Annotated in this window: 20 protein-coding genes; 11 read left to right on the top strand and 9 right to left on the bottom strand. The window is 57.3% G+C overall.

Annotated features, from left to right (window positions below; all coding sequences use genetic code 11):
* Nucleotides 1-210: 210 nt before the first annotated feature.
* Nucleotides 211-2,169, bottom strand: coding sequence for a threonine--tRNA ligase (thrS, locus tag ACR0AM_RS02245; RefSeq protein ID WP_480603150.1), 1,959 nt, complete (start codon nucleotides 2,167-2,169; stop codon nucleotides 211-213).
* A gap of 194 nt (nucleotides 2,170-2,363) precedes the next feature.
* On the opposite strand from thrS, the gene ACR0AM_RS02240 reads away from it, so the two are divergent.
* The 4 genes from ACR0AM_RS02240 to ACR0AM_RS02225 all read left to right on the top strand — a co-directional run bounded on the left by ACR0AM_RS02240 (nucleotide 2,364) and on the right by ACR0AM_RS02225 (nucleotide 5,561).
* Nucleotides 2,364-3,113 carry an alpha/beta fold hydrolase gene (locus ACR0AM_RS02240; RefSeq protein ID WP_480603152.1) on the top strand — a complete coding sequence of 250 codons (750 nt, stop codon included), beginning with the start codon at nucleotides 2,364-2,366 and terminating at the stop codon, nucleotides 3,111-3,113.
* Entirely contained in the window at nucleotides 3,113-4,105 is a 993-nt protein-coding gene (locus ACR0AM_RS02235; RefSeq protein WP_480622003.1) for an alpha/beta hydrolase, read from the top strand. The genes ACR0AM_RS02240 and ACR0AM_RS02235 overlap by 1 nt, the downstream gene beginning before the upstream one ends.
* A 41-nt stretch (nucleotides 4,106-4,146) precedes the next feature.
* Entirely contained in the window at nucleotides 4,147-4,761 is a 615-nt protein-coding gene (locus ACR0AM_RS02230) for a hypothetical protein (protein WP_480603854.1), read from the top strand.
* Between the two features lie 83 nt (nucleotides 4,762-4,844).
* Nucleotides 4,845-5,561 (top strand): alpha/beta fold hydrolase, encoded by a 717-nt coding sequence (locus tag ACR0AM_RS02225; protein ID WP_480622002.1) that lies wholly within the window; start codon nucleotides 4,845-4,847, stop codon nucleotides 5,559-5,561.
* Here ACR0AM_RS02225 and ACR0AM_RS02220 read toward each other — a convergent pair.
* Nucleotides 5,552-6,139, bottom strand: a complete 588-nt coding sequence (locus ACR0AM_RS02220; RefSeq protein ID WP_480622001.1) for a DUF6151 family protein — start codon at nucleotides 6,137-6,139, stop codon at nucleotides 5,552-5,554. The two genes, ACR0AM_RS02225 and ACR0AM_RS02220, sit on opposite strands and share 10 nt — an antisense overlap.
* A 5-nt stretch (nucleotides 6,140-6,144) precedes the next feature.
* The gene (gene phaZ / locus ACR0AM_RS02215) at nucleotides 6,145-7,416 is read right to left on the bottom strand and encodes a polyhydroxyalkanoate depolymerase (RefSeq protein WP_480622000.1); all 1,272 of its coding nucleotides are present in this window, start codon (nucleotides 7,414-7,416) and stop codon (nucleotides 6,145-6,147) included.
* A 111-nt stretch (nucleotides 7,417-7,527) separates the two neighbouring features.
* Between phaZ and ACR0AM_RS02210 the strand changes: the two genes are divergently transcribed.
* The 3 genes from ACR0AM_RS02210 (at nucleotide 7,528) to phaR (ending at nucleotide 10,595) form a co-directional block, all read left to right on the top strand.
* Entirely contained in the window at nucleotides 7,528-9,330 is a 1,803-nt protein-coding gene (locus ACR0AM_RS02210; RefSeq protein WP_480621999.1) for a PHA/PHB synthase family protein, read from the top strand.
* A 131-nt stretch (nucleotides 9,331-9,461) separates the two neighbouring features.
* Complete coding sequence (locus ACR0AM_RS02205; protein ID WP_209503426.1) at nucleotides 9,462-9,908, top strand: phasin family protein; 447 nt, start codon at nucleotides 9,462-9,464, stop codon at nucleotides 9,906-9,908.
* A gap of 135 nt (nucleotides 9,909-10,043) precedes the next feature.
* Complete coding sequence (phaR, locus tag ACR0AM_RS02200; protein WP_267365377.1) at nucleotides 10,044-10,595, top strand: polyhydroxyalkanoate synthesis repressor PhaR; 552 nt, start codon at nucleotides 10,044-10,046, stop codon at nucleotides 10,593-10,595.
* Between the two features lie 48 nt (nucleotides 10,596-10,643).
* Here the strand turns inward: phaR and ACR0AM_RS02195 are convergent, their stop codons facing one another.
* From ACR0AM_RS02195 to ACR0AM_RS02170, 6 genes are all read right to left on the bottom strand, one after another.
* Nucleotides 10,644-11,858: a DegT/DnrJ/EryC1/StrS family aminotransferase gene (locus ACR0AM_RS02195; protein ID WP_480558232.1), complete on the bottom strand. Its 1,215-nt coding sequence runs from the start codon at nucleotides 11,856-11,858 to the stop codon at nucleotides 10,644-10,646.
* Between the two features lie 113 nt (nucleotides 11,859-11,971).
* A complete protein-coding gene (locus ACR0AM_RS02190; protein ID WP_480621998.1) occupies nucleotides 11,972-13,276 on the bottom strand; it encodes an NAD(P)/FAD-dependent oxidoreductase in 1,305 nt (434 codons plus the stop codon).
* Nucleotides 13,277-13,284: 8 nt separating this feature from the next.
* Nucleotides 13,285-14,643, bottom strand: coding sequence for a glutamine synthetase family protein (locus ACR0AM_RS02185; protein WP_480621997.1), 1,359 nt, complete (start codon nucleotides 14,641-14,643; stop codon nucleotides 13,285-13,287).
* The gene (locus ACR0AM_RS02180) at nucleotides 14,643-15,323 is read right to left on the bottom strand and encodes a type 1 glutamine amidotransferase (protein ID WP_480473448.1); all 681 of its coding nucleotides are present in this window, start codon (nucleotides 15,321-15,323) and stop codon (nucleotides 14,643-14,645) included. Before ACR0AM_RS02180 ends, ACR0AM_RS02185 begins: the two co-directional genes overlap by 1 nt.
* Nucleotides 15,324-15,382: 59 nt before the next feature.
* The gene (locus ACR0AM_RS02175; RefSeq protein WP_480621996.1) at nucleotides 15,383-16,702 is read right to left on the bottom strand and encodes a glutamine synthetase family protein; all 1,320 of its coding nucleotides are present in this window, start codon (nucleotides 16,700-16,702) and stop codon (nucleotides 15,383-15,385) included.
* Nucleotides 16,703-16,769: 67 nt separating this feature from the next.
* Complete coding sequence (locus ACR0AM_RS02170) at nucleotides 16,770-17,138, bottom strand: hypothetical protein (RefSeq protein WP_480621995.1); 369 nt, start codon at nucleotides 17,136-17,138, stop codon at nucleotides 16,770-16,772.
* 21 nt (nucleotides 17,139-17,159) lie between these two features.
* On the opposite strand from ACR0AM_RS02170, the gene dusA reads away from it, so the two are divergent.
* The 4 genes from dusA to ACR0AM_RS02150 are packed head-to-tail and all read left to right on the top strand — an operon-like array spanning nucleotide 17,160 to nucleotide 20,496.
* Nucleotides 17,160-18,110, top strand: coding sequence for a tRNA dihydrouridine(20/20a) synthase DusA (gene dusA / locus ACR0AM_RS02165; RefSeq protein ID WP_480517561.1), 951 nt, complete (start codon nucleotides 17,160-17,162; stop codon nucleotides 18,108-18,110).
* A gap of 17 nt (nucleotides 18,111-18,127) precedes the next feature.
* Nucleotides 18,128-18,952 carry a sulfite exporter TauE/SafE family protein gene (locus tag ACR0AM_RS02160; protein ID WP_480545360.1) on the top strand — a complete coding sequence of 275 codons (825 nt, stop codon included), beginning with the start codon at nucleotides 18,128-18,130 and terminating at the stop codon, nucleotides 18,950-18,952.
* The gene (locus ACR0AM_RS02155; protein ID WP_480621994.1) at nucleotides 18,949-19,731 is read left to right on the top strand and encodes a hypothetical protein; all 783 of its coding nucleotides are present in this window, start codon (nucleotides 18,949-18,951) and stop codon (nucleotides 19,729-19,731) included. Before ACR0AM_RS02160 ends, ACR0AM_RS02155 begins: the two co-directional genes overlap by 4 nt.
* A 36-nt stretch (nucleotides 19,732-19,767) precedes the next feature.
* On the top strand, nucleotides 19,768-20,496 hold the full coding sequence (locus tag ACR0AM_RS02150; protein ID WP_480492931.1) for a SpoIIAA family protein: 729 nt from the start codon (nucleotides 19,768-19,770) through the stop codon (nucleotides 20,494-20,496).
* The last annotated feature ends 221 nt before the right edge of the window (nucleotides 20,497-20,717 follow it).

The raw sequence follows: 20,717 nt of genomic DNA, 5'->3' as shown, positions 1-20,717 counted from the left end.
TCTTGATGACTGGGTATGTCTGCTTGTGACAATGACAAAGGTAGTGGCTTGGTGGGTAGAGTTGAATTCACGAGCCCGTGTCTCACAAGCGCGTCATGGGGCGGCCTGCCCCCTTGTAGCGTAATACATTGTTTTTGATGAAGAAAGGGTGAAATGTTACAATCCGACCCCATAAGAGGGGTCGGATTTTTTTGGATATGGTGCTGTTTGTTACAGCAGATCTGGCGGGGTGGCGGCGCGTGCCAGCTCTTTTGTTACAACATCAAGCGGTTGTACCTGAGTCTGTTTTTCACCCAGTCGCCGCACGCTTACGGTGCGCTCGTCAACTTCGCGGTGACCGACGGCCAGAATTACAGGTACTTTGCCGACCGAATGCTCACGGACCTTGTAGTTGATCTTTTCATTGCGGATGTCAGCCTCGGCCCGCACACCTGCCGCGCGCAGGGTTTCGACCACTTTGGCGACATAGTCGTCCGCGTCGGACGTGATGGACGCGACGACGACCTGACGCGGGGCCAGCCAGAACGGCAATTTGCCTGCGTGTTCCTCGATCAGGATACCGATAAAGCGTTCGAAGGATCCCAGCGTGGCGCGATGCAACATGACGGGGCGGTGTTTGGCCCCGTCGGCGCCGATATAGGTGGCGTCCAGCCGTTCGGGCAGAACGAAATCGACCTGGAAGGTGCCGCATTGCCAGTCACGCCCGATGGCGTCCGTCAGAACGAATTCCAGTTTCGGACCATAGAATGCACCTTCGCCCGGGTTCAGTTCCGGTTCGATCCCGGCGGCACGGGTGGCGGACAAAAGTGCCGCTTCTGCCTTGTCCCATACCTCGTCCGACCCGGCGCGGGTTTCGGGACGGTCAGAGAATTTCACCGAAAAATCCTCGAACCCCAGATCCTTGTAGATCACGCTGAGGAAACGGATGAATTCGGCGGTCTCCGCCTCGATCTGTTCTTCGGTTGAAAAGATATGGGCGTCGTCCTGCGTGAACCCGCGCACCCGCATGATGCCATGCAATGCACCAGAGGGTTCGTACCGGTTGCACGATCCGAACTCGGCCATGCGCAGCGGCAGGTCGCGATAGGATTTCAGGCCTTGCTTGAAAATCTCGACATGGCAGGGGCAGTTCATCGGTTTGAGCGCGTTGACGGCCTTTTCGCGGGCATGTTCCTCGTCGACTTCGACGATGAACATGTTTTCCTGATATTTGTCCCAGTGGCCTGATCGTTCCCACAGTTTGCGGTCAACAACCTGCGGCGTGTTTACCTCGACATACCCACCCTTGCGCTGCTGACGTCGCATGTAGTCCTGCAACTGGGTGTAGATGGTCCAGCCATTGGGGTGCCAGAAAATCTGACCGGGGGCTTCTTCCTGCATGTGAAACAGGTCCATCTCTCGGCCTAGTTTGCGGTGGTCGCGCTTTGCGGCCTCTTCCAGCATATGAAGGTGGTCTTTCAGTTTTTCCTTGCCGGTGAAGGCCACGCCGTAGATGCGTTGCAGCATCGCGCGGTTGCTGTCGCCGCGCCAATAGGCACCGGCGATGGACATCAGCTTGAACGCATCACCGGGAACCTGACCGGTATGTTGCAGATGCGGACCGCGGCACAAATCCTGCCAGTGGCCGTGCCAGTACATGCGCAACGGCTCATCCCCGGGAATGGCTTCGATCAGCTCAACCTTGTAGGGCTCGTTATTGGCCTTGTAGAACTTGATGGCCCGCTCGCGGTCCCAAACCTCGGTGGTGACAGGGTCGCGCTTGTTGATGATCTCTTTCATCTTTTTCTCGATGAGACCAAGATCTTCGGGCGTGAACGGTTCTTCCCGGTCGAAGTCATAATACCAGCCGTTTTCGATAACGGGGCCGATGGTGACCTTGGTCGCAGGCCAGATTTCCTGCACGGCGCGGGCCATGATGTGGGCCAGATCGTGGCGGATCAGTTCGTTGGCCTGCGCGTCATCCTTCATGGTGTGGATGGCAATCTGTGCATCGGCTTCGATGGGCCATTGCAGGTCCCAGTGTTGGCCGTCAACGGTGGCTGAGATGGCCTTTTTGGCCAGCGAACTTGAAATATCGGCAGCCACCTGCGCAGGCGTAACCCCTGCGTCATAGGAACGTGCATTGCCATCTGGGAAAGTGAGAGAGACGGATTTTGAATCCAGGGCCATGTCGGCTCTCCTCGTCGGTTTGGCGCCCACTGAACGCCCGGTTGCGGGTTATTTGCGTCTGGCTGATGTGGCAGGTGCAGCAATTCCTGTCAAGGGTCGCAGGGTACGGTCACTGACGCCACGACACCCCGAATTCGGGAATTGCGACCAACGGGCTGCCGTGCATGATGTTCCCGAAAGCGTAAGAGGGTTTCATGGCGGCGACGGATTTTCTGGAAACAGCACAAGGGCGAAAACTGGCCTATCACAAAACCGAAGGCTCAGGGCCGACCCTGGTTTTTCTGGGTGGGCTTATGTCGGATATGGAAGGCACCAAGGCAGTCCATCTGGAAGCTTGGGCGCAGGCGCGGGGGCGGGCCTTTTTGCGGTTTGATTATTCCGGTCATGGCGAAAGCTCTGGCGCGTTCAAGGATGGCTGCATTGGGGATTGGCATGAGGATACTGTCGCTGCGGTCGATGCCTTGACCAAGGGGCCGCTGATCGCTGTCGGCTCGTCCATGGGGGGGTGGCAGGCGCTTTTGCTGGCCAAGGCCCTGCCGGACCGGATTGCAGGTATGGTCACGATCGCCGCCGCGCCGGATTTCACGGAAGATGGCTATTGGGCATCCTTCACCGATGACCAGAAAGCCGCCCTGGAAACTGTCGGGCATGTCGAGTTGCCGTCCGATTACATGGAACCTTACTTCGTCACCAAACGGATGATCGAAGATGGGCGGCAGCGCCTTGTACTGCGCGACACGTTGAACCTGCCGTTCAAGGTTCGTTTCCTACAGGGAACAGCGGATACGGCCGTTTCGACTGAAACGGCCGTTCGGTTGCTGGACCACGCAACAGGGCCGGACATGCAGCTTCTTTTGGTCAAGGATGCCGATCACAGGTTCTCGGATGATGCATGTCTTGGCTTGATCGAGGCGGCGGTTCTGGATGTGTTGGGAGACGCGTGATGCGGCGTTTGGGATGGCTTCTGGGGCGCTTGTTCCTTGCGTTGATTGTCATCGGCGGCCTTATCTACTGGTTTGGCCCGCGCGAAGAGGTGAACCTGAGCCCAAGCTTTGATCCGCGCAAGTTTGGTGAGGGCGTACAGGTTTATTTCGAAAGCACCGAAGCCGCGTTTGACGATATCGTTCCGGGTGTCGAAAAACGAGTGATCTGGCAGGATGGCTTTAACGAACGGCGCACCCCGTATTCCGTTCTTTACATCCATGGCTTTTCAGCAAGTTCCGAGGAAATCCGGCCAGTGCCGGACCTTGTGGCAGACGCGCTGGGGGCCAATCTGGTTTACACACGCCTGCAAGGTCATGGGCGAAGCGGATCAGCCATGGCGGAAGGCACTGCCTCGGGCTGGATGCAGGACACCGCCGAGGGATTGGCGGCCGCGCGTGCTGTTGGGGACAAGGTGATCGTGATCTCAACGTCGACCGGTGCGACGCTTGCAGCCGCCGCCGCTTTGGATGCCAGCCTCAGCGAAGATGTTGTCGGCATGGTCTTTGTCTCTCCGAATTTCGGGGTCAACACGGCCGCGGCATGGATTCCCACTTTGCCATGGGCGAGGGATTGGTTACCGGTCCTGATGGGGGACGAACGCGATGTATCGGGGCCGGACCCGGAAAAGAACAAATATTGGTCTACGGTCTATCCGTGGGAATCGGTCGTGCCGATGTCCGTTCTGGTCGAGAAAGTATTTGCGCTGGATTTCTCGAACGCCCTTGTGCCCGTGCTGTTCTGGTTCTCGGACAACGATCAGGTGGTGCGCCCTGGCCGCACACACGAGGTCGCCGAAGCGTGGGGTGCGCCAGCATCCGTCAAACTGGTGACAATGGGTCCCGAGGATGATCCGTCATCTCATGTTATTGCCGGTCGCCTGATGTCGCCAGGGCAGACCGACGCGGCTGTGGCCGGTATCCTGGATTGGTTAAAAGGGCTGGGGGTGGAATGATGGCGGCCTCGGGTCGCGGTAAGATGCGTAAGCCGGGCAGTATGTGGAGCCTTGAGACCTTAGGGCGCGTTCGTCTGTCCCGGTATTTCTTCATGCGCGATTTCCTCTATTCCGAGATCGGGAACTTTCACCAAAAACAGAACATTCCAGACAATCCGGATCTGGCTATCGAGACAGGACGTGCGTTCTGTGAAACTCTGCTGGACCCGCTGGAAGAGACCTTTGGCAGGATCGCCGTGCGCTCGGGCTATCGCTCGCCGTCGCTGAACAGGTTTGGCAATGAAAACAGACTGAACTGTGCCCGGAATGATCACCCGTTGGAGTGCCACATCTGGGATCGTGGAGCCGGGGACGAGCGGATTGCCGGGGCGTCTGTTGTTGTCCCCTGGTTCGCGGATCAGTATGCGCAGGGCCGGGATTGGCGCGATCTGGCATGGTGGATGCATGATCACCTGGATTATTCCGAGATCTGGTTCTTTCCGAAACTCTGCGCTTTCAATCTGGTGTGGCGCCCTAAACCGCAGCGCCGGATTGACAGCTATATTGCGCCACGCGGATGCCTGCTGAAACCCGGCGCTGAGCCCGAGGAAAGTGCCGCTTCACGACGGTCCCGCTATGCGGACTTTCCAGCTTTTCGGGCAATCGCCTATCCGTGACGTTCCGCTTGTTTGAATGTGATAAACTCTCAACCTGACTGCAAACCCAAGGGCTCGGGAAACCGAGCGTATGGAGGCCCCGCGTGATCGAGCCGCTGGTACTGCTACCTGGACTGATGTGCGATGCCCGACTGTATCGCCCTCAGATCGAGGTGTTTTCGCAGACGCGACCCGTAACCGTTGCGCCGCTCTCAGCAGGTGAGCGTATCGAAGAGATCGCCTCGGGTCTGCTGGACCAGCTTCCACACCGGTTTGCACTGGCTGGATTAAGCATGGGTGGTGTGGTGGCTTTAGAGCTGATCTGCCGAGCACCGGAACGTGTGTCGCGCCTGTGCCTGATGGCAACTGATGCGCAGGCGGACACGCCTCAAATGGCGGCCAGTCGCGAAGACCTGATCATTGGCGCGCAAGGTGGCCGGTTGGAGGAGGTCATGCGGAAACTTGTAGGGTCCGACGCGCAGGCACCGGGCCCGCAGCGTATTCCTATCCTGAACGGCTTGCTGGCAATGGCACGGGATTTGGGTGCTGAAACTTTCGTGCGTCAGATGCGTGCGCTGCAACGCCGCCCGGATCAACAGGTCGCATTGCGTCGCATCAAGGTGCCCACGTTGTTGCTTTGTGGAGCGCATGACACTCTGACATCGGTCAAACGGCATTCTTTCATGGCAGAACTCATTCCCGGAGCGGAACTGCTGGTTATTGAAAAGGCCGGTCACTTGCCGACCCTGGAGACGCCCGACATCGTCAATGAGGCGCTGCAAACCTGGGTGGACGCCCAGCAACGGTTTGATTACTGGTAAAGCGTCGCGCGTTCGGTCATTGAAATGACAGTTGGCGTCACCGCGGGTTTTCCGGTTTTCCGGTCGAAAAATGGTGTGTTCTTCCATCGCCCGGACAGGCGCGATCCGGCGGCCCTGCGCAACAGGCCAAAAATGGCGGGGCCGGGATTTTCGTGCTTTTGCTTTCCGTTTGGTTGGGGAACAAACCCGCGTGTCGTGACGGGTCCTAGCGCCGAAGCACCACCCGCAACCCGGCCGACGATAACGCCAGCAAACGGGAGTTTCGCGGTTTTGGGCGTTGCCGCCAAAGGTGCGCTACAGCAACTGGCGTACCAACGCAGCATGCCCTTGGGGCTGAGTTGCATCGCCGCAAGATACTGACTTCCTGTGCTGATTTCGATCTCATCCGGTGCGATCTGAAAAATCCCGACAGGTCCGGGTGCGGGGTCCGGTTGCTTGAAATACAGTTGAGCGGCTCGGCAATCATTGCAGAAACACTCAACATGTGTGCCTTGCCTAACACCGCGGGTTGAAATACGTCCCTGCAAGTTGCCGCATAGACAGGAAAAGGCGAGGCCATTTTGCGCTGACCCGCTCATGTCGGTTAGGCTACCTTGTTGGAGTTGGCCGCGCGACGGTTTGGTTTTCGCGCGTTTTCGTTCATGAAATCAATCACAAGAGGGCGAATGTTGTCGCGCCAGCTGCGGCCTGCGAAGATACCATAGTGACCAGCACCGGGTTCGACGTGGCTTGCCTTTTTGCTGTCCGGCAGGCCGGTGCACAAATCCAGCGCGGCAATACACTGGCCGGGTGCGGAGATGTCATCATTTGCACCTTCGACAGTCTTCACCGCAACATCAGTAATCTTACTGATGTCCACCTTGTGACCCGCGACCACGAACTCGTTTCTCGCAATCTCTCGATTCTTAAAGACCCGCTCGACCGTCGAAAGATAGAACTCGGCCGTCATGTCCATCACGGCCAGGTATTCGTCGTAGAAGCGGTTATGGGCATCCTGATCCGAGGCTTCGTCCCGCATGACGCGCTGGATCTGGTCGGAAAACGCTTTGGAGTGACGATCTGCATTCATGGACATGAACGAGGCCAATTGCAGCAGACCCGGATAGACCATACGTCCAACGCCTTTGTACTTGAAGCCAACGCGCTGGATCATTGTTTCTTCCAACTGGCCCATGGTGACGCGACGGCCAAAGTCTGTCACATCGGTCGGCGTTGCGTCCGGATCGACGGGGCCACCAATCAGCGTCAGAGTGCTTGGCTGCGCTTTGGGTTCGATTTCGGCCAGGTATGCCGTTGCGGCCAATGTCAGAGGCGCAGGTTGGCAAACGGCAACAACATGGGTGTCCGGTCCAAGCTCTTTCATAAAATCGACAAGGTAGAGCGTGTAGTTTTCGACATCGAATTTACCTGCGGACACAGGGATATCGCGCGCATTATGCCAATCTGTGATGTAGACTTCGCAATTGACCAGAAGGCTTTTGACCGTCGAGCGCAGCAACGTTGCATAGTGCCCGGACATCGGGGCAACCAACAGCACTTTGCGGGGTTGTTCTTTCCGGCCATTGACGCGGAAATGTACCAGATCACCAAAAGGGCGTTCCAGAACAGTCGTGATTTCAACCAGATGATCCTTGCCATCTTCGCAGGTGAACGTGCGAATACCCCAATCGGGCTTTGCAACCATCCGCTGGAACGTACGCTCGGTAACCTCGCCCCAGGCGGCCATCCAGTTGAATGCGGGGTTCGGCACCATCGAAAACATCGGATAGGACGCCATCGCGCTAGCGGTTGCACCAAGCCATTGGTTGGTGTTTCGCGCAGTTTCCATCAGGTCGTAGGTCATCATATAGCGCATAAACGGGGCCTCCTGAGTGTCAGCCTGATAGTTCGGACCATTCGTCGCTTTGCCCCCCAGCACCCACGACGTTATTCTGCATAGCAGCGAGGTTAGGGGGGAATTGTTAAAATGACAACTAGTGAAGACCACATGCCAGACGTATCCGAAGAACACATTGAACGCCTTAAAGAAAATATGGATAAGGTCGAGAAGTTATCGAAGCGCCTGATTGAGGTCATGGCTGTAAAACGGCCCCACACTCCCGCGCTGGACGGCCCGAATCAAGAGCTTTTCGCACGAGCAGCAAGTGCCTACTGGGCGGAGGCTTGGCAAAATCCCGCCAAATTACTGGAACAGCAGATAGAATTCTGGGGTAAGTCAGTGCTGAACTTTGCCGAGGCGCAGAAAGCGCTGACTGCGTCTGACGCGGAAGGCGAAGCACCCAAGCCAGAAGACAAGCGATTTTCGAACCCCCTTTGGGAGACCAATCCCTATTTCAGACTGATCCGCCAGCAATACCAGACCAATGCGCAAGCGATCGCGCAGGCTGTTGCGTCCGTGGACGATCTGGATGCCAAGGACAAAAGGCGGCTGCAATATTTCTCGCAGCAAATCGTCGATATGATGGCGCCGACAAACTTCCTGGCGACCAATCCGGATGCATTACAAAAAGCGGTCGAAACCGAGGGCCAGTCACTGATCAAGGGGTTGGAAAACCTTGTGTCAGATCTTGAGGCCAACAATGGCGAGCTGGTCGTCAAACTGGCAGATGAGAGTGCCTTTGAGGTCGGCGGTAACCTGGCGACGACGCCGGGGGAGGTGGTTTATCGTAACCGGATGATGGAACTGATCCAGTACAAGCCGGCGACCGAAACTGTATATGAGACACCGATTGTCCTGTTCCCGCCCTGGATCAACAAGTTCTATATTCTGGACCTGAAAGCCCAGAACAGCATGATCAAATGGATCACCGAACAGGGATATACCCTGTTTGTAGTGAGCTGGGTCAATCCGGACGAAAGTTATGCCGAAACCGGCATGGAAGACTACATTCAGGACGGTTTCCTGACCGCGATCGAGGCGGCCAAGAAGATTTGCAAGGTCAAACAGGTCAACGCGGTGGGGTATTGCATTGCAGGTACCACCCTGAGCCTGACGCTGTCTCTGCTGAAACAGCGAGGAGACAAGTCGGTCAAATCGGCGACCCTGTTCACCGCATTGACGGATTTTTCCGATCAGGGAGAGTTCACGCCTTTCCTTCAAAACGATTTTATCGACGGAATCGAAGAAGAAGTGAAAAAGGAAGGTGTTCTGCGGTCGTGGATCATGGCGCGCACAATGTCATTCCTGAGATCACGTGACCTTATCTATGGCCCGGCCATTCGAAGTTACATGATGGGGGAAGTGCCCCCGGCCTTTGATTTGCTGTACTGGAACGGTGACGGAGCCAACCTGCCTGCGAAAATGGCGGTGGAGTACTTGCGTGGGCTATGCCAGCGCAATGAATTCGCGACCGATGGCTTTGAGGTACTGGGGCATAAGCTGAAGCTCGGTGACGTTGATGTGCCCCTGATGGCCATCACATGCGAAACCGATCATATCGCGGCGTGGAAAGACTGCTATCGCGGTGTGCAAAAGATGGGCTCGAGATCAAAAACTTTCGTGGTTTCCGAGTCGGGTCATATTGCGGGCATCGTGAACCCGCCCAGCAAGAAAAAGTATGGGCATTACACCAACCCGGATTTGAAAACAGACGCCGCCACCTGGTTAAAGGAAGCCGATTTTCATGAAGGGTCATGGTGGCCCATGTGGGATGCCTGGCTTAAGAAACGGTCGGGCAAGCAGGTACCGGCCCGTGAACCTGGCGATTCGAAGCACCCGAGCCTGGCTGCTGCACCCGGAACGTATGTAGTGGCAAAACCAAACGCCTGATTTCATTCTGAAACTTAAATTTTTCTGCGGCGCAGCAAGAAAAAACTTGCAATGCTGCGTTGCAGCAATCATATTGTCCTCAAGCTGATGAAACCCGGGGTGGGCCCGGACTGGCTAAAAGGATTATGACAATGGCTAAGACCCAAGACTTTACCGCGATCATGAAAGACATGATGGGCGCATTCCCCGTGGACACAACCGCGATGGAAGGCGCATTCAAATCGACCGCTTCGCTGAATGAAAAGCTGTCGGGCGTTGCTCTGGAAGCAGCTGAGAAATCGGCAGAGATCTCGAGCAAATGGACCAAAGACACGCTGGCCAAACTGACCGAGATGTCGAAAGCCAAGGCAGAGCCTGCCGACTACGCAAAAGCAGCAACCGATTTCGCAAGCGCGTCTGCTGAAGTTGCAGCCGAGAACATGGCCGCTTTCGCAGAAATCGCGAAAAAAGTTCAGACCGAAACCGTCGAACTGCTGATGGCTGCTGGTAAAGAAGCTGCGGAAGAAGCGTCCGCCGCTGTTAAAAAAGCAACCAACGACGTGACCACAGCCGCTAAAAAAGCTGCTGCTGCGAAGTAAGAAAAGTCAGCGAAACGCACCCGACCCTCCCTATAGGTGCAATCGCGTTGGGCAGGTCCATTGACCTGCCCTTTCTTTTTGTGCTGCACTCGCATAACCTGTGCTGCAACGCATCATCCTTGGGGAGGGTACCCGGTGTCGGACCAAGAAAAACCGCTGCTGATCAAGCGCTATGCCAGCCGTCGGCTGTATAACACCGAGACCAGCGATTACGTGACGCTCGAAGATATCGCGGGATTCATCCGTGACGGGCGCGAAGTACAGATCATCGACCTGAAATCCGGCGACGACCTGACACGGCAGTATCTGCTGCAAATCATTGCTGAACATGAAAGCCGCGGCGAGAATGTGTTGCCGGTCAATGTTCTGAATGATCTGGTGCGCAGCTACATGCTGCCGGGCGGGGGCATGATGCCGCAATTCCTGCAAAGCTCGTTCGATATGCTGCGCGAAAGCCAAAGCAAGATGATGGAAAACATGAACGCCATGAACCCGATGTCCCAGATGCCGGGTTTTGAAGCGTTGCAAGCACAGCAGCAGGCATTTCTGAAGGCTATGACGGGTGGGTTGTCTGGCAGATGGTCCTCGCCAGAGAAGGAAAGTGAAAAGTCAGAGCCGAAAGAGGATCTTGACGATATCAAGAAACAGTTGGCTGAACTTCAACAGAAGCTTTCGAAACTGAATTAGGGTGAGCCGGAGGAAAAGGCCCACCATTTAAGTGGGCCAGTTCTAGTCTCAGGTACCGTAGACCGGCATTGGGCCGGTCACTTCGCCAACGGCGGCCAGCAAAATATCTGCAATCACGTCCAGCTCTGCGCGCGTCAGGCGTACGGGCAGTCGGACGTCACACGCTTTCATCAGCATGTCACGTGTTTGCGGAAGCTCGAACGTTTCCGGCAGGAATTGCCAGTTCCAGAAGGCGCGCGCATTGTCCTGGCTCAGGCCAAAGACCTGAACTTTGACACCGCGTGCCTCGGATGCGGCGGCAAATGCGCGAATCTCGTGTTCCTGCAACCCAACCAGATTGAACTGAATCGAATCCGGCGCGCGCTGCTCGGGGGGCAAGGGTGCGGGCACGTTGATATGGGGTGAGGTATTCAAGCGTCCGGCAACATAGTCGTGGTTCGCCAGACCGTCGCGAACACGACGGGCCAGTTCCGGGATCTGCGGGCGGATCACAGCGGCGCTCAGGTTGTTCAAACGCAGGTTATAAAGCGGCAACTTGTTCTGCCAGCGAGCGAAGGCCTCTTCCAGCTCGGGCGAGTTGTCGCCGTGCGGTCCTTTGTGTTTCTTCCAGTTATGTTCGTACGCGCCCGACATGATGACGGCACGGGCCACCAGATCAGCATCGTTTGAGATCAGAATACCGCCTTCGCCCGCATTGATCATCTTGTAGGACTGAAACGAGAAACAGCCGACCTTGCCGATGGTGCCGATATTTTTGCCATGCCAGGTCGTGCCCAGCGAATGCGCAGCGTCTTCGATAACCGGGATGTCACGCGCGTCGCACAGCGCCATGATCGCGTCCATATCAGATGTGTGGCCGCGCATGTGGCTGATTATCACCGCATGAACGCTGTCGAGCTTGGCCTCGAAATCGGGCATGTCGATGCGATAATTCTCACCCACTTCGCACAGAACCGGGATGCAGTCCGCGTGAATGACTGACGAGGGAACCGCGGCAAATGTGAAGCCGGGGATCAGGACGCGCGCATCGCGCGGCAAACCCAGTGCCTTGAGTGACAGAAACAGCGCAGCAGAACAGGATGAAACAGCGAGAGCGTATTTTGTGCCCAGCAGTTCGGCAAACTCGGCCTCTAGCAAAGACACCGGGGCATCTTGCGGGGCGGTATAACGAAACAAGTCGCCCGACTGCATCAGGGCGTCGATGGCTTCTTTTGCTGCTTCTGGGATGGGTTCGGCGTCATGAACGTTTGGTGGAAGCGTCATATTTGGATTTCCCGAATTCTATCTTTGGTAAAGATAAAGCTATTCAGGTGGCAATCCAAGCCCTCAATCGCCGCGCCAGCGGAAATTCACCAATTTGTCACAAGTAACGTGGATCAGATCCCAAGCCGGTCCCGCAAGGCGAACCATGTCATTGCCAGCACCAGCAGCGGGTTGCGCAGGGCGGATCCGCCGGGGAAGGGCAGAGTTGGCACGCGGGCCATTGTATCGAACCCTTCTGCCTGTCCCTGAATGGCCAGCGCCATCAGTTGCCCGGCATGGGTCGCGGTGCCTACACCATGACCGGAATAGCCGGAAGCAGACAGAATGTTGGGTGCGATACGCACCAGATAAGGCATCCGCCGCATGGTAATGGCCAGCGTCCCACCCCATGCATAGTCGATTTTGGCGTCGCGCAGATGTGGGAAAATCTCGGTCATCGGCTTGCGGACCTTCGCAGCGACATCCGCAGGAAAACGATAGCCATAGCTTTCGCCGCCACCGAACAAAAGCCGGCCATCGGCGCTGAGGCGGAAATAGTTCACCACGAACTTGGTATCCGCGACCGCGACATCCTGAGTCAGGACCCGCGCGGCCTCGCTGCCAAGGGGTTCAGTCGCTGCGATGAAGTTGTTGATGGGCATGACACGGGCCGCGACGGTCCGGTTGAGATTGCCAAGATAGCCATTGCAGGCCAGCACAACATGGTCGGCCCTAACGTTCCCTCTGGCGGTCCGGATCAGGGCAGGCCGGGTTTCGTCAATATCGATGACTTCGGTGCCCTCAAAAATGCGAACACCCGCTTTGGCCGCCGCCTGTGCCAACCCCAGCGCAAAATTCAATGGGTGCAAATGAGCAGCCCCCATGTCCAGATACCCGCCCTTGTAAGCGGGCGAGGGGCAAAGTTTGTGGCCTTCGTCTTCATCCAGCAGCTTGATCTGGTCATACTGATAACGGTCGGACAGATGGCCTGCATGGGTGTGCAGCTCTTTTCGTTCCGAAGCTGACAGACCCAGAACCGCGACGCCGGGTTGCAAGTCGCACGCGATCTGATGCTTGGAGATCAGTGACTTGACCAGATCCTTGGCGTCTTCGGCCAGGTCCCACAGCTTTGCAGCATCCGCGTCGCCAACAAGACGCTCGAGGTCTTCCTGATCCATCCGCTGCGCGCTGCCCAGCTGGCCACCATTGCGCCCCGAGGCACCAAATCCGACACGGTGGGCTTCAAGCAGAACGACATCGAACCCCGCCTCGGCCAGATGCAATGCTGCGGACAGGCCTGTGTAGCCACCGCCCACAACGCAGACATCCGCCGTAATATCTTCGGCCAAAACAGGAAAGCGTTCCGTTGGGTTCGCCGTCGCGGCATACCAGCTGGCAGGGTATTCGCCCTTGCGGTCATTGGAATAGAGCAGATTCACGAAAAGTCTCAGACGTTGATCAGCAGATGTTCCCGTTCCCACGGAGAGATGACCTGCAGAAATTCTTCATATTCGGCCCGCTTCACGATGCCATAGACACGGGCAAACTCGGGGCCAAGGATTTCGTGCAGGGCTGTGGCTTCGTCAAACATATCCAGCGCATCGCCCATGACCTGGGGGATATCCCCTTCGCCTTCATAGGCGTCACCATAGAATTGACGACGCGGGCGTTCTTGTTCAACCAGACCCAGATAGCCGCACGCCAGCGACAGGGCGATGCCCAGATACGGGTTGCAATCCATACCGGCAATGCGGTTTTCGACACGGCGCGATTCAGGTCCGGACAGAGGAACGCGAATGCCTGTAGTGCGGTTGTCGCGGGCCCATTCCAGATTGATCGGTGCGGCGTGGTCTTTCACGTAGCGACGATAGGAGTTCACATAAGGTGCCATCACGGCCAGACCGGCGGGCAGATGGTTCTGCAGCCCGGCAATGAAGTGATAGAACGCGTCCGTTTCGCCGCCCTGCGGGCCCGAAAAGATATTCTGGCCGGTCTCCATGTCGATAATCGAATGATGGATATGCATGGCCGAGCCCGGCTCTTCCTCGATCGGTTTGGCCATGAAGGTAGCAAAACAATTATGCCGCAACGCCGCCTCGCGGATCAGGCGTTTGAAGTAGAATACCTCATCAGCAAGTTTGACCGGGTTGCCGTGGCGCAGGTTGATCTCCAACTGACCCGCACCGCCTTCCTGGGTGATGCCATCAATTTCGAACCCCTGATGTTCGGCAAAGTCATAGATATCGTCGATGACCGGGCCGAACTCGTCCACCGCAGTCATCGAATACGCCTGCCGCGCCGCAGCCGGGCGGCCAGATCGCCCCATCATCGGCTTGATTTCCTGCGCGGGATCGACGTTGGGGGCGACCAGGAAAAACTCCATCTCTGGCGCAACAACCGGTTTCCAGCCTCGGTTGTGATACAGCTGGACCACGCGTTTCAACACGTTGCGTGGGCTGTAAGGGATCGGATCACCATCCCGGTCATAGGCGTCGTGGATCACTTGCAGCGTCCAGTCCCCTGTCCAGGGTGCGGCTGAAGCCGTCGAATAGTCGGGCTTCAGGATCATGTCCTTTTCGATGAACCCGTCGTCACCTGCGGCTTCACCCCAGTCCCCCGTGATGGTCTGGAAGAATATGCTGTCAGGCAGGTGAAAATAGGATTGCTTGGCGAATTTCGTGGCAGGCACGGCCTTGCCACGTGCAATTCCGGGAAGGTCCGAGATGATACATTCAACCTCGTCCAGCCGCTGTCCGTGGAAATAGGCTTTGGCGGCTTCCGGCAGTTTATCAGTCCAATCAGCCATCAGGCTCTCTCTTTCTTTAAAAACTCGGCCATATGGCGCGCGATTGTGGCGTTGTCATCCGGGGCGGTTTCGCGATTTGCGGCCTCGCGCATCAGGTCTTCGGGGACGACGCCTTTTCCCCGTGTGCGCATCAGGCCCGCGACAAAACCATTGGTGAATTCAGGGTGGGCCTGAACCGTCCAGATCGTGTCTCCATAAGCCAGCATCGCGTTTTCGCAAAATGCGTTCTGACCAAGAACGCGCGCGCCTTCGGGCAACTCGACAACCTGATCCTGATGCCAGGCATTCAGCCAGACTGTGTTGCCGTCAAACTCGTATTCAGTGCGTCCGACGGCCCATCCGCCCTTGAACTTCTCGACCTTGCCGCCCAGTGCCTGCGCGATGATCTGATGCCCAAAGCATACGCCGATCAGTGGCTTTCCGCTTTGCTGTATCTCTCTGACCAAGTCTTCCAGCGGGGCGATCCACGGCAGGTCTTCGTACGCGCCGTGGCGCGAACCGGTTATGACCCAGCCATCTGCGTCATCCGCGCCGCTTGGGAATATGCCGTCGACCACGGCGAAGGTCTGGAACTCAAATCCGTTGCCACCGAGAAGTGCAGGAAACAGCTCATCATAGTCGCCGAATTCGCCATGCAACGCATCTGGTGTGTGGCCGGTTTGTAATATGCCGATTTTCATGTGTCACCAAATTTGATCAAATTAACTCTAGCTGAGTCCGAATGAGGCGGCAAGGGGGGTCAAACCGCTTCGAGATAGCTCAGCCAGTGATCTTCAGGAGCGATACGCTCAAATCGTTCAATTTCCTGTCGCTTGGTCATGATCAGGTACTGGATCAGATCCGCCGGGAAAAGCCGGGCGACCAGGGGGTCGGTCTCAAATCTGTCAATTGCGGCCGCCCAGTCTGGCATCAGTTGAGGCAGGTCTTCGATATCGTAGGCATTGCCTGTGATCGGGGCAGGGGGCTGCAGACCATCTTCGATCCCGGCAAGGGCTGCACCCAAAACCGCGGTCAGCATCAGGTAGGGGTTGATGTCGCCACCTGCGACGCGGTGTTCGATGCGCCGCGCTGCCGGTGAACCGCCCGGGATGCGAATTGCGGCAGTTCTGTTCTCATAGGCCCAGCAGGCCCCGGTCGGGGCATGCGCGCCCGGTACAAGCCGGGTGTAAGAGTTGCCGTGGGGCGCAAAAATTAACGTGCTGCCTGGCATGGCCGCCACACAACCCGCGACGGCGGAATGCAGAATGCCGGTCCCTTCTGGCCCGCCATTGTCAAACACATTGCGCCCCCGATGGTCCAGCACCGAGAAATGCACATGCATCCCATTGCCTGCATCATCGGCATAGGGTTTTGACATGAATGTTGCGGCAAACCCGTGTTTGCGCGCCAGGCCGCGTGTCAACGCCTTGAAAAGCCACGTATCGTCGGCACAGCGCATGGCATCCTGATGATTCAGGTTGATCTCGAATTGGCCAACGCCACTTTCCGAGATGGCGGTTTGCGCGGGGATGTCCATGGCGGCGCAGCCATCGTAGAGGTCTGTGAAGAAATCCTCAAACGCATCCATTTCAGCGACCGACAGAACGGATTCATGCAGCAGGCGGCGCCCGGTGATCGGGTTCAACGGAGGTTGCGGTTGCGCGCCCGAAGCATCGATGAGTGTGAATTCCAGCTCGGTCGCTGCAACGACCGACCAGCCGCGTTTGGCATAACGGTCAAGAATGGCAGACAGAGCGTGGCGCGGATCACCCGCAAACGGGGTACCTGCATCGTCATACAAGCTCATCGGAACCAGCGCCGTTTCTTTCGGAAGCCAGGGCACAGGCACCGGGCCCCGGTCGGTTGGGCGCAGCACGCCATCCGCATCGCCGGTTTCAAACACCAGCGGGCTGCCGTGAATGTCCGCGCCCCAGAGATCGACATTGAGTGCCGAGAACGGCATGCGCACGGCGCCTTTCTCCAGCTTGCCCGCATACTCAGGGGGCACGCGTTTGCCCCGCATCTGACCGTTCAGGTCACATGCAGTCACGCGAAAACTGTGCAAGGCGCTCAGGTCCATTGGGGGCTCCGTCAATTCTGTTTCCCCGTGATGTACTTCAATGGATCAGATTTGTCACCAAATTTGATCAAATTTTGATATTTGGGACAGATGTGACTGCTCGGCATAGTTTTTGGGCGAGTACGAAATTGGTCTTGCTGTCAAAGCTCGCGCCTTGCGTTTCCTTCAGTGAAAACATCACGGAAACATCTGTTAAGCCATTGATCATATTCTCCAATGGCGTTGTCTGCGGCAAGTCAGAGAGCGGCTGGATTTTCCCAGTGTTGAAAGCGCGGCGATCGGATTTGATACGACGTCCGAACCCGCAAATCAGCTTCGTTTGCCAAGTCCTCAAGAATTGGCTTATTTTGGCGATTTTTCTATGATAGCTGCGGGTTTCGTATTCTTGAGGATGGTTGAGTTGACTGCACGTGGAAGAGATAACATTCAACACCATGCTACTCTGAGTATTGCCCCCATGATGGACTGGACCGACCGCCACTGTCGGTATTTTCATCGGCTGCTTAGCACGGAAACCTTGCTGTATACCGAGATGGTAACGGCACCGGCGCTTGTCCGAGGAGGGGCGCTGCATCTGTTGGATCATTCACCGCAGGAACATCCCGTGGCTTTGCAGCTGGGTGGGTCCGATCCGGAGGAGCTGGCGCAAGCGGCGCGTTTGGGTGCTGATGCAGGATATGATGAGATCAATCTGAACTGTGGATGCCCGTCGGACAGGGTGCAGTCTGGTACTTTCGGGGCGGTTCTGATGAAAGATCCGGCACGGGTTGCAGAATGCGTCGCAGCAATGCGCGAAGCGGCGAATGTAGATGTCACGGTCAAATGCCGCATCGGTGTGGATGACCAAGAGCCCGAAGAAGTTCTGCCTGCGTTTCTTGAGCAGATCAGTGCGGCGGGCTGTCAAAGAGTAACGATCCATGCGCGCAAGGCGTGGTTGCAGGGGCTGAGCCCTAAGGAAAACCGCGATGTTCCACCGCTTGATTATGACCTTGTGCATCGGATGAAAGCCGCGTTTGCGGATCTGCATATATCGATCAATGGTGGTATCGCCAGCTTGGATGAAGCAGCAGCACATCTGGACGCGGGTCTTGACGGTGTCATGATTGGTCGGGCGGCCTATCATCAGCCCGGTGATATCCTGGCAGATGCCGACCGGCGCATCTTTGGCGTTGGAACCGTTCGCGATCCGCTGACGGTTGTTCAAGAAATGGTGCCCTATATTGAAAGGCACCTTGCCAATGGCGGGCGTTTGCACCAGATCACGCGGCATATGCTGGGTCTCTTCGCGGGGCGCCCCGGTGCGCGGGCATGGCGGCGCGCCTTGTCCGAAGGGGCCGTGCATGAAGGGGCCGGGCCAGAAGTCATGCTACAGGCCCTGGACCATATTGCGCCGATGGTCGAGGTTTAAACGGCAAGGGGGGGACGATGCCCGAGACAGTGTTGCTGGCCCAGATGATGGGCCTTTTGCTTGTGATCGGCGCGCTGGCCGGTGTGCTTGCCGGGCTGTTGGGAGTGGGCGGCGGTATCGTTTTGGTCCCCGCGTTCTTCTATGCGTTTCAGACGCTTGGCTATGGCGGCCCGCAACTGATGCAGCTTTGTCTGGCGACGTCGCTGGCCACGATCATTGTAACGTCGATGCGGTCTGTTCTAGCCCACAACAAGAAGGGTGCCGTGGATTGGGATATCCTGCGCGGTTGGGGTCCGGGTATTGTCGTCGGCGCAATTGTCGGAGTGCTGGTCGCATCGGCGCTGCGGACCGAGGCCTTGCAGGCACTGTTCGGAATTCTGGGCATGGTGATCGGTGCCTATCTTGGGTTGGGTCGCGCAGAATGGCGGTTGGGCGACGCAATGCCCGGCGGAATCAAGCGGGCCGTCCTGTCCCCTCTGGTCGGGTTTCTTTCCGTTCTGATGGGCATCGGTGGAGGCAGTTTCGGTGTGCCGCTGATGAGCCTCTATAACACCCCTATCCACCGCGCGGTCGCGACCGCGGCCGGGTTTGGCGTGATCATCGCCGTACCCTCGGTCATTGGGTTCTTGTTTGTAGATATCGCGCCCGAGCATCGCCCCCCGTTGACCATTGGCGCGGTTAATCTTGTGGCCTTCGGGATCGTTGTTGCAATGACAATGATCACCGCGCCCTGGGGGGTAAAGCTGGCCCATGCGATGGACCCAAAACCGTTGAAACGTGTCTTCGCCGTGTTCCTGACGCTGGTTGCGCTGAACATGCTGCGCAAGGCCGTGGGCTTATGAGCGATTTTTCTGCCCGGGGCTGGGTGAAATTCCCGTATGATCCGGTTTTGGCCGAATGGGTGAATCACGCTTTGCCTGCCGCACGGGCGTCGACAACGGACCCGGCCCACGCGGAATGGTTGGATTGCGAAGGTACGTGGTTCATCGGTGTCGACGCACTGCCCAATGACACGAAGGGCAGGGTCGGGCAGTCCGGGCCTCTGACCGGAAAGGCCATGGCGTTCATCGACAAGCACTTTGGAGATTTACCGCTGCACAAAGGGCAGGTTTCGGTTGTTTATCCGGGTTATCCGCGCCCGCGCCGGGGCGAGAATGAAGCGGCCACCCGGTACCGTCGAAACAGGGATGCGGCCCATGTGGACGGTTTGCGCCCGACAGGGCAGGATCGCCGCCGCCGGGTTGATGAACCTCATGCCTGGATTCTGGGCATTCCACTGACTGAGGCCAGCTCAGACGCGTCTCCGATGGTGGTGTGGGACGGCAGTCATGACATTCTGCGGACCGCGTTCAGTCAGGCGCTTGAAGGGATGCCACCTGAGGTCCTGCACGAAGTAGACATAACCGACATCTACCAATCCGCTCGTCGCGAGGTGTTTGCGACCTGCCCAAGGATCGAGTTGCCTGCAAAGCCGGGAGAGGCCTACCTGCTTCACCGCCATTGCCTGCACGGGGTTGCTCCTTGGGCCGAAGGGGCGACGGCGGGGCAGGATGGTCGAATGATCGCCTATTTCCGCCCCGAATGCGCCGGTGGAGTAGCCGAATGGATCGAATCCGCCTAACGTCCTGTCATTATTTGGCTTTGGAGGTTTTGACCGATGATGACGGTTCATACGAATTCTGACGGTGCACTCATAGAAGTCGAGTTGTCGGGGCAAGTGACCAGCGCCGATTACACCAATACTCTGGTTCCCGCCATCGAGTCTGCGCTAACGGAACACGACACGGTTCGGCTGCTGGCGATAATACAACCTGAATTCCAGGGGTATGATCTGGGCGCAGCCTGGTCCGACACCAAGCTGGGGTTAAGCCATTGGCGCGGTTTCGACCGGATCGCAGTTGTTGCTGATCAGGGTTGGGTGCAGACAAGCGTTCGTCTGGCGGCCCCCATCCTGCCCTGTCCGGTTCAGGTGTTTGATCTGGCCGAGCTTGAGGCGGCCCGACGCTGGATGCGCGAGTCCCTTGGGTCGATCCACGTGACTGACCTGAGCGGTCCATGTGTTCAGATCAGCCTATTGGGCAAGCTGGACCCTGAATGGTACAAACAGGCAGAACGTGATCTGGATGCAGTGTTACAGGACCGGCTAGGGTTTCGCCTGCTGATAGACCTCAGGGAGTTTGACGGCTGGCAAGGGCTGTCAGCGCTTGCGGCGCATTTTCGGTTGGCCAGCCGACATATCGGACAACTGGACCGAGCTGCCATCGTTGGGGACAAAAGCTGGCAGCGCATGGCGCAGAAGGTCGCCAGCCATGTGTTAGGGACCCGGACACAGTTTTTCCCGTCCGAAGAGTACGACAACGCCAGGGCTTGGCTTGCCGCCGGATAAAACCTTCGACTGTGGAACGCCTGAGCAGGCAACACCCAATCGGTCAAGGTCGTGATGCAGCCTCAAATCCGGACGTGCGATGTCAGGCATGATTCGACTACTGACGGCGGGTTTCCCGCAGCTTCGGCCCCAGCTTTCCCAGTCTCGGCAAAGTCGGGTCGAAAAGTGACGTTAGGAAATTATGTGCTTTTGAGAGTTTTTCTTGATTGAGGCGTCAAAAA

Source organism: Ruegeria sp. AD9 (genome assembly GCF_056542305.1).
The sequence above is the reverse complement of the archived record's forward strand: the minus strand, read 5'-3'. Positions and strand labels throughout refer to the sequence as shown.

What these genes read in the sequence shown, in the direction of transcription:
- thrS (WP_480603150.1), bottom strand. Translation starts at nt 2,169, where the DNA reads ATGGCCCTGGATTCAAAATCCGTCTCTCTCACTTTCCCAGATGGCAAT.
- ACR0AM_RS02240 (WP_480603152.1), top strand. Translation starts at nt 2,364, where the DNA reads ATGGCGGCGACGGATTTTCTGGAAACAGCACAAGGGCGAAAACTGGCC.
- ACR0AM_RS02235 (WP_480622003.1), top strand. Translation starts at nt 3,113, where the DNA reads ATGCGGCGTTTGGGATGGCTTCTGGGGCGCTTGTTCCTTGCGTTGATT.
- ACR0AM_RS02230 (WP_480603854.1), top strand. Translation starts at nt 4,147, where the DNA reads ATGTGGAGCCTTGAGACCTTAGGGCGCGTTCGTCTGTCCCGGTATTTC.
- ACR0AM_RS02220 (WP_480622001.1), bottom strand. Translation starts at nt 6,139, where the DNA reads ATGAGCGGGTCAGCGCAAAATGGCCTCGCCTTTTCCTGTCTATGCGGC.
- phaZ (WP_480622000.1), bottom strand. Translation starts at nt 7,416, where the DNA reads ATGCGCTATATGATGACCTACGACCTGATGGAAACTGCGCGAAACACC.
- ACR0AM_RS02210 (WP_480621999.1), top strand. Translation starts at nt 7,528, where the DNA reads ATGACAACTAGTGAAGACCACATGCCAGACGTATCCGAAGAACACATT.
- ACR0AM_RS02205 (WP_209503426.1), top strand. Translation starts at nt 9,462, where the DNA reads ATGGCTAAGACCCAAGACTTTACCGCGATCATGAAAGACATGATGGGC.
- ACR0AM_RS02195 (WP_480558232.1), bottom strand. Translation starts at nt 11,858, where the DNA reads ATGACGCTTCCACCAAACGTTCATGACGCCGAACCCATCCCAGAAGCA.
- ACR0AM_RS02185 (WP_480621997.1), bottom strand. Translation starts at nt 14,643, where the DNA reads ATGGCTGATTGGACTGATAAACTGCCGGAAGCCGCCAAAGCCTATTTC.
- ACR0AM_RS02180 (WP_480473448.1), bottom strand. Translation starts at nt 15,323, where the DNA reads ATGAAAATCGGCATATTACAAACCGGCCACACACCAGATGCGTTGCAT.
- ACR0AM_RS02175 (WP_480621996.1), bottom strand. Translation starts at nt 16,702, where the DNA reads ATGGACCTGAGCGCCTTGCACAGTTTTCGCGTGACTGCATGTGACCTG.
- ACR0AM_RS02170 (WP_480621995.1), bottom strand. Translation starts at nt 17,138, where the DNA reads ATGGTGTTGAATGTTATCTCTTCCACGTGCAGTCAACTCAACCATCCT.
- dusA (WP_480517561.1), top strand. Translation starts at nt 17,160, where the DNA reads ATGATGGACTGGACCGACCGCCACTGTCGGTATTTTCATCGGCTGCTT.
- ACR0AM_RS02160 (WP_480545360.1), top strand. Translation starts at nt 18,128, where the DNA reads ATGCCCGAGACAGTGTTGCTGGCCCAGATGATGGGCCTTTTGCTTGTG.
- ACR0AM_RS02155 (WP_480621994.1), top strand. Translation starts at nt 18,949, where the DNA reads ATGAGCGATTTTTCTGCCCGGGGCTGGGTGAAATTCCCGTATGATCCG.
- ACR0AM_RS02150 (WP_480492931.1), top strand. Translation starts at nt 19,768, where the DNA reads ATGATGACGGTTCATACGAATTCTGACGGTGCACTCATAGAAGTCGAG.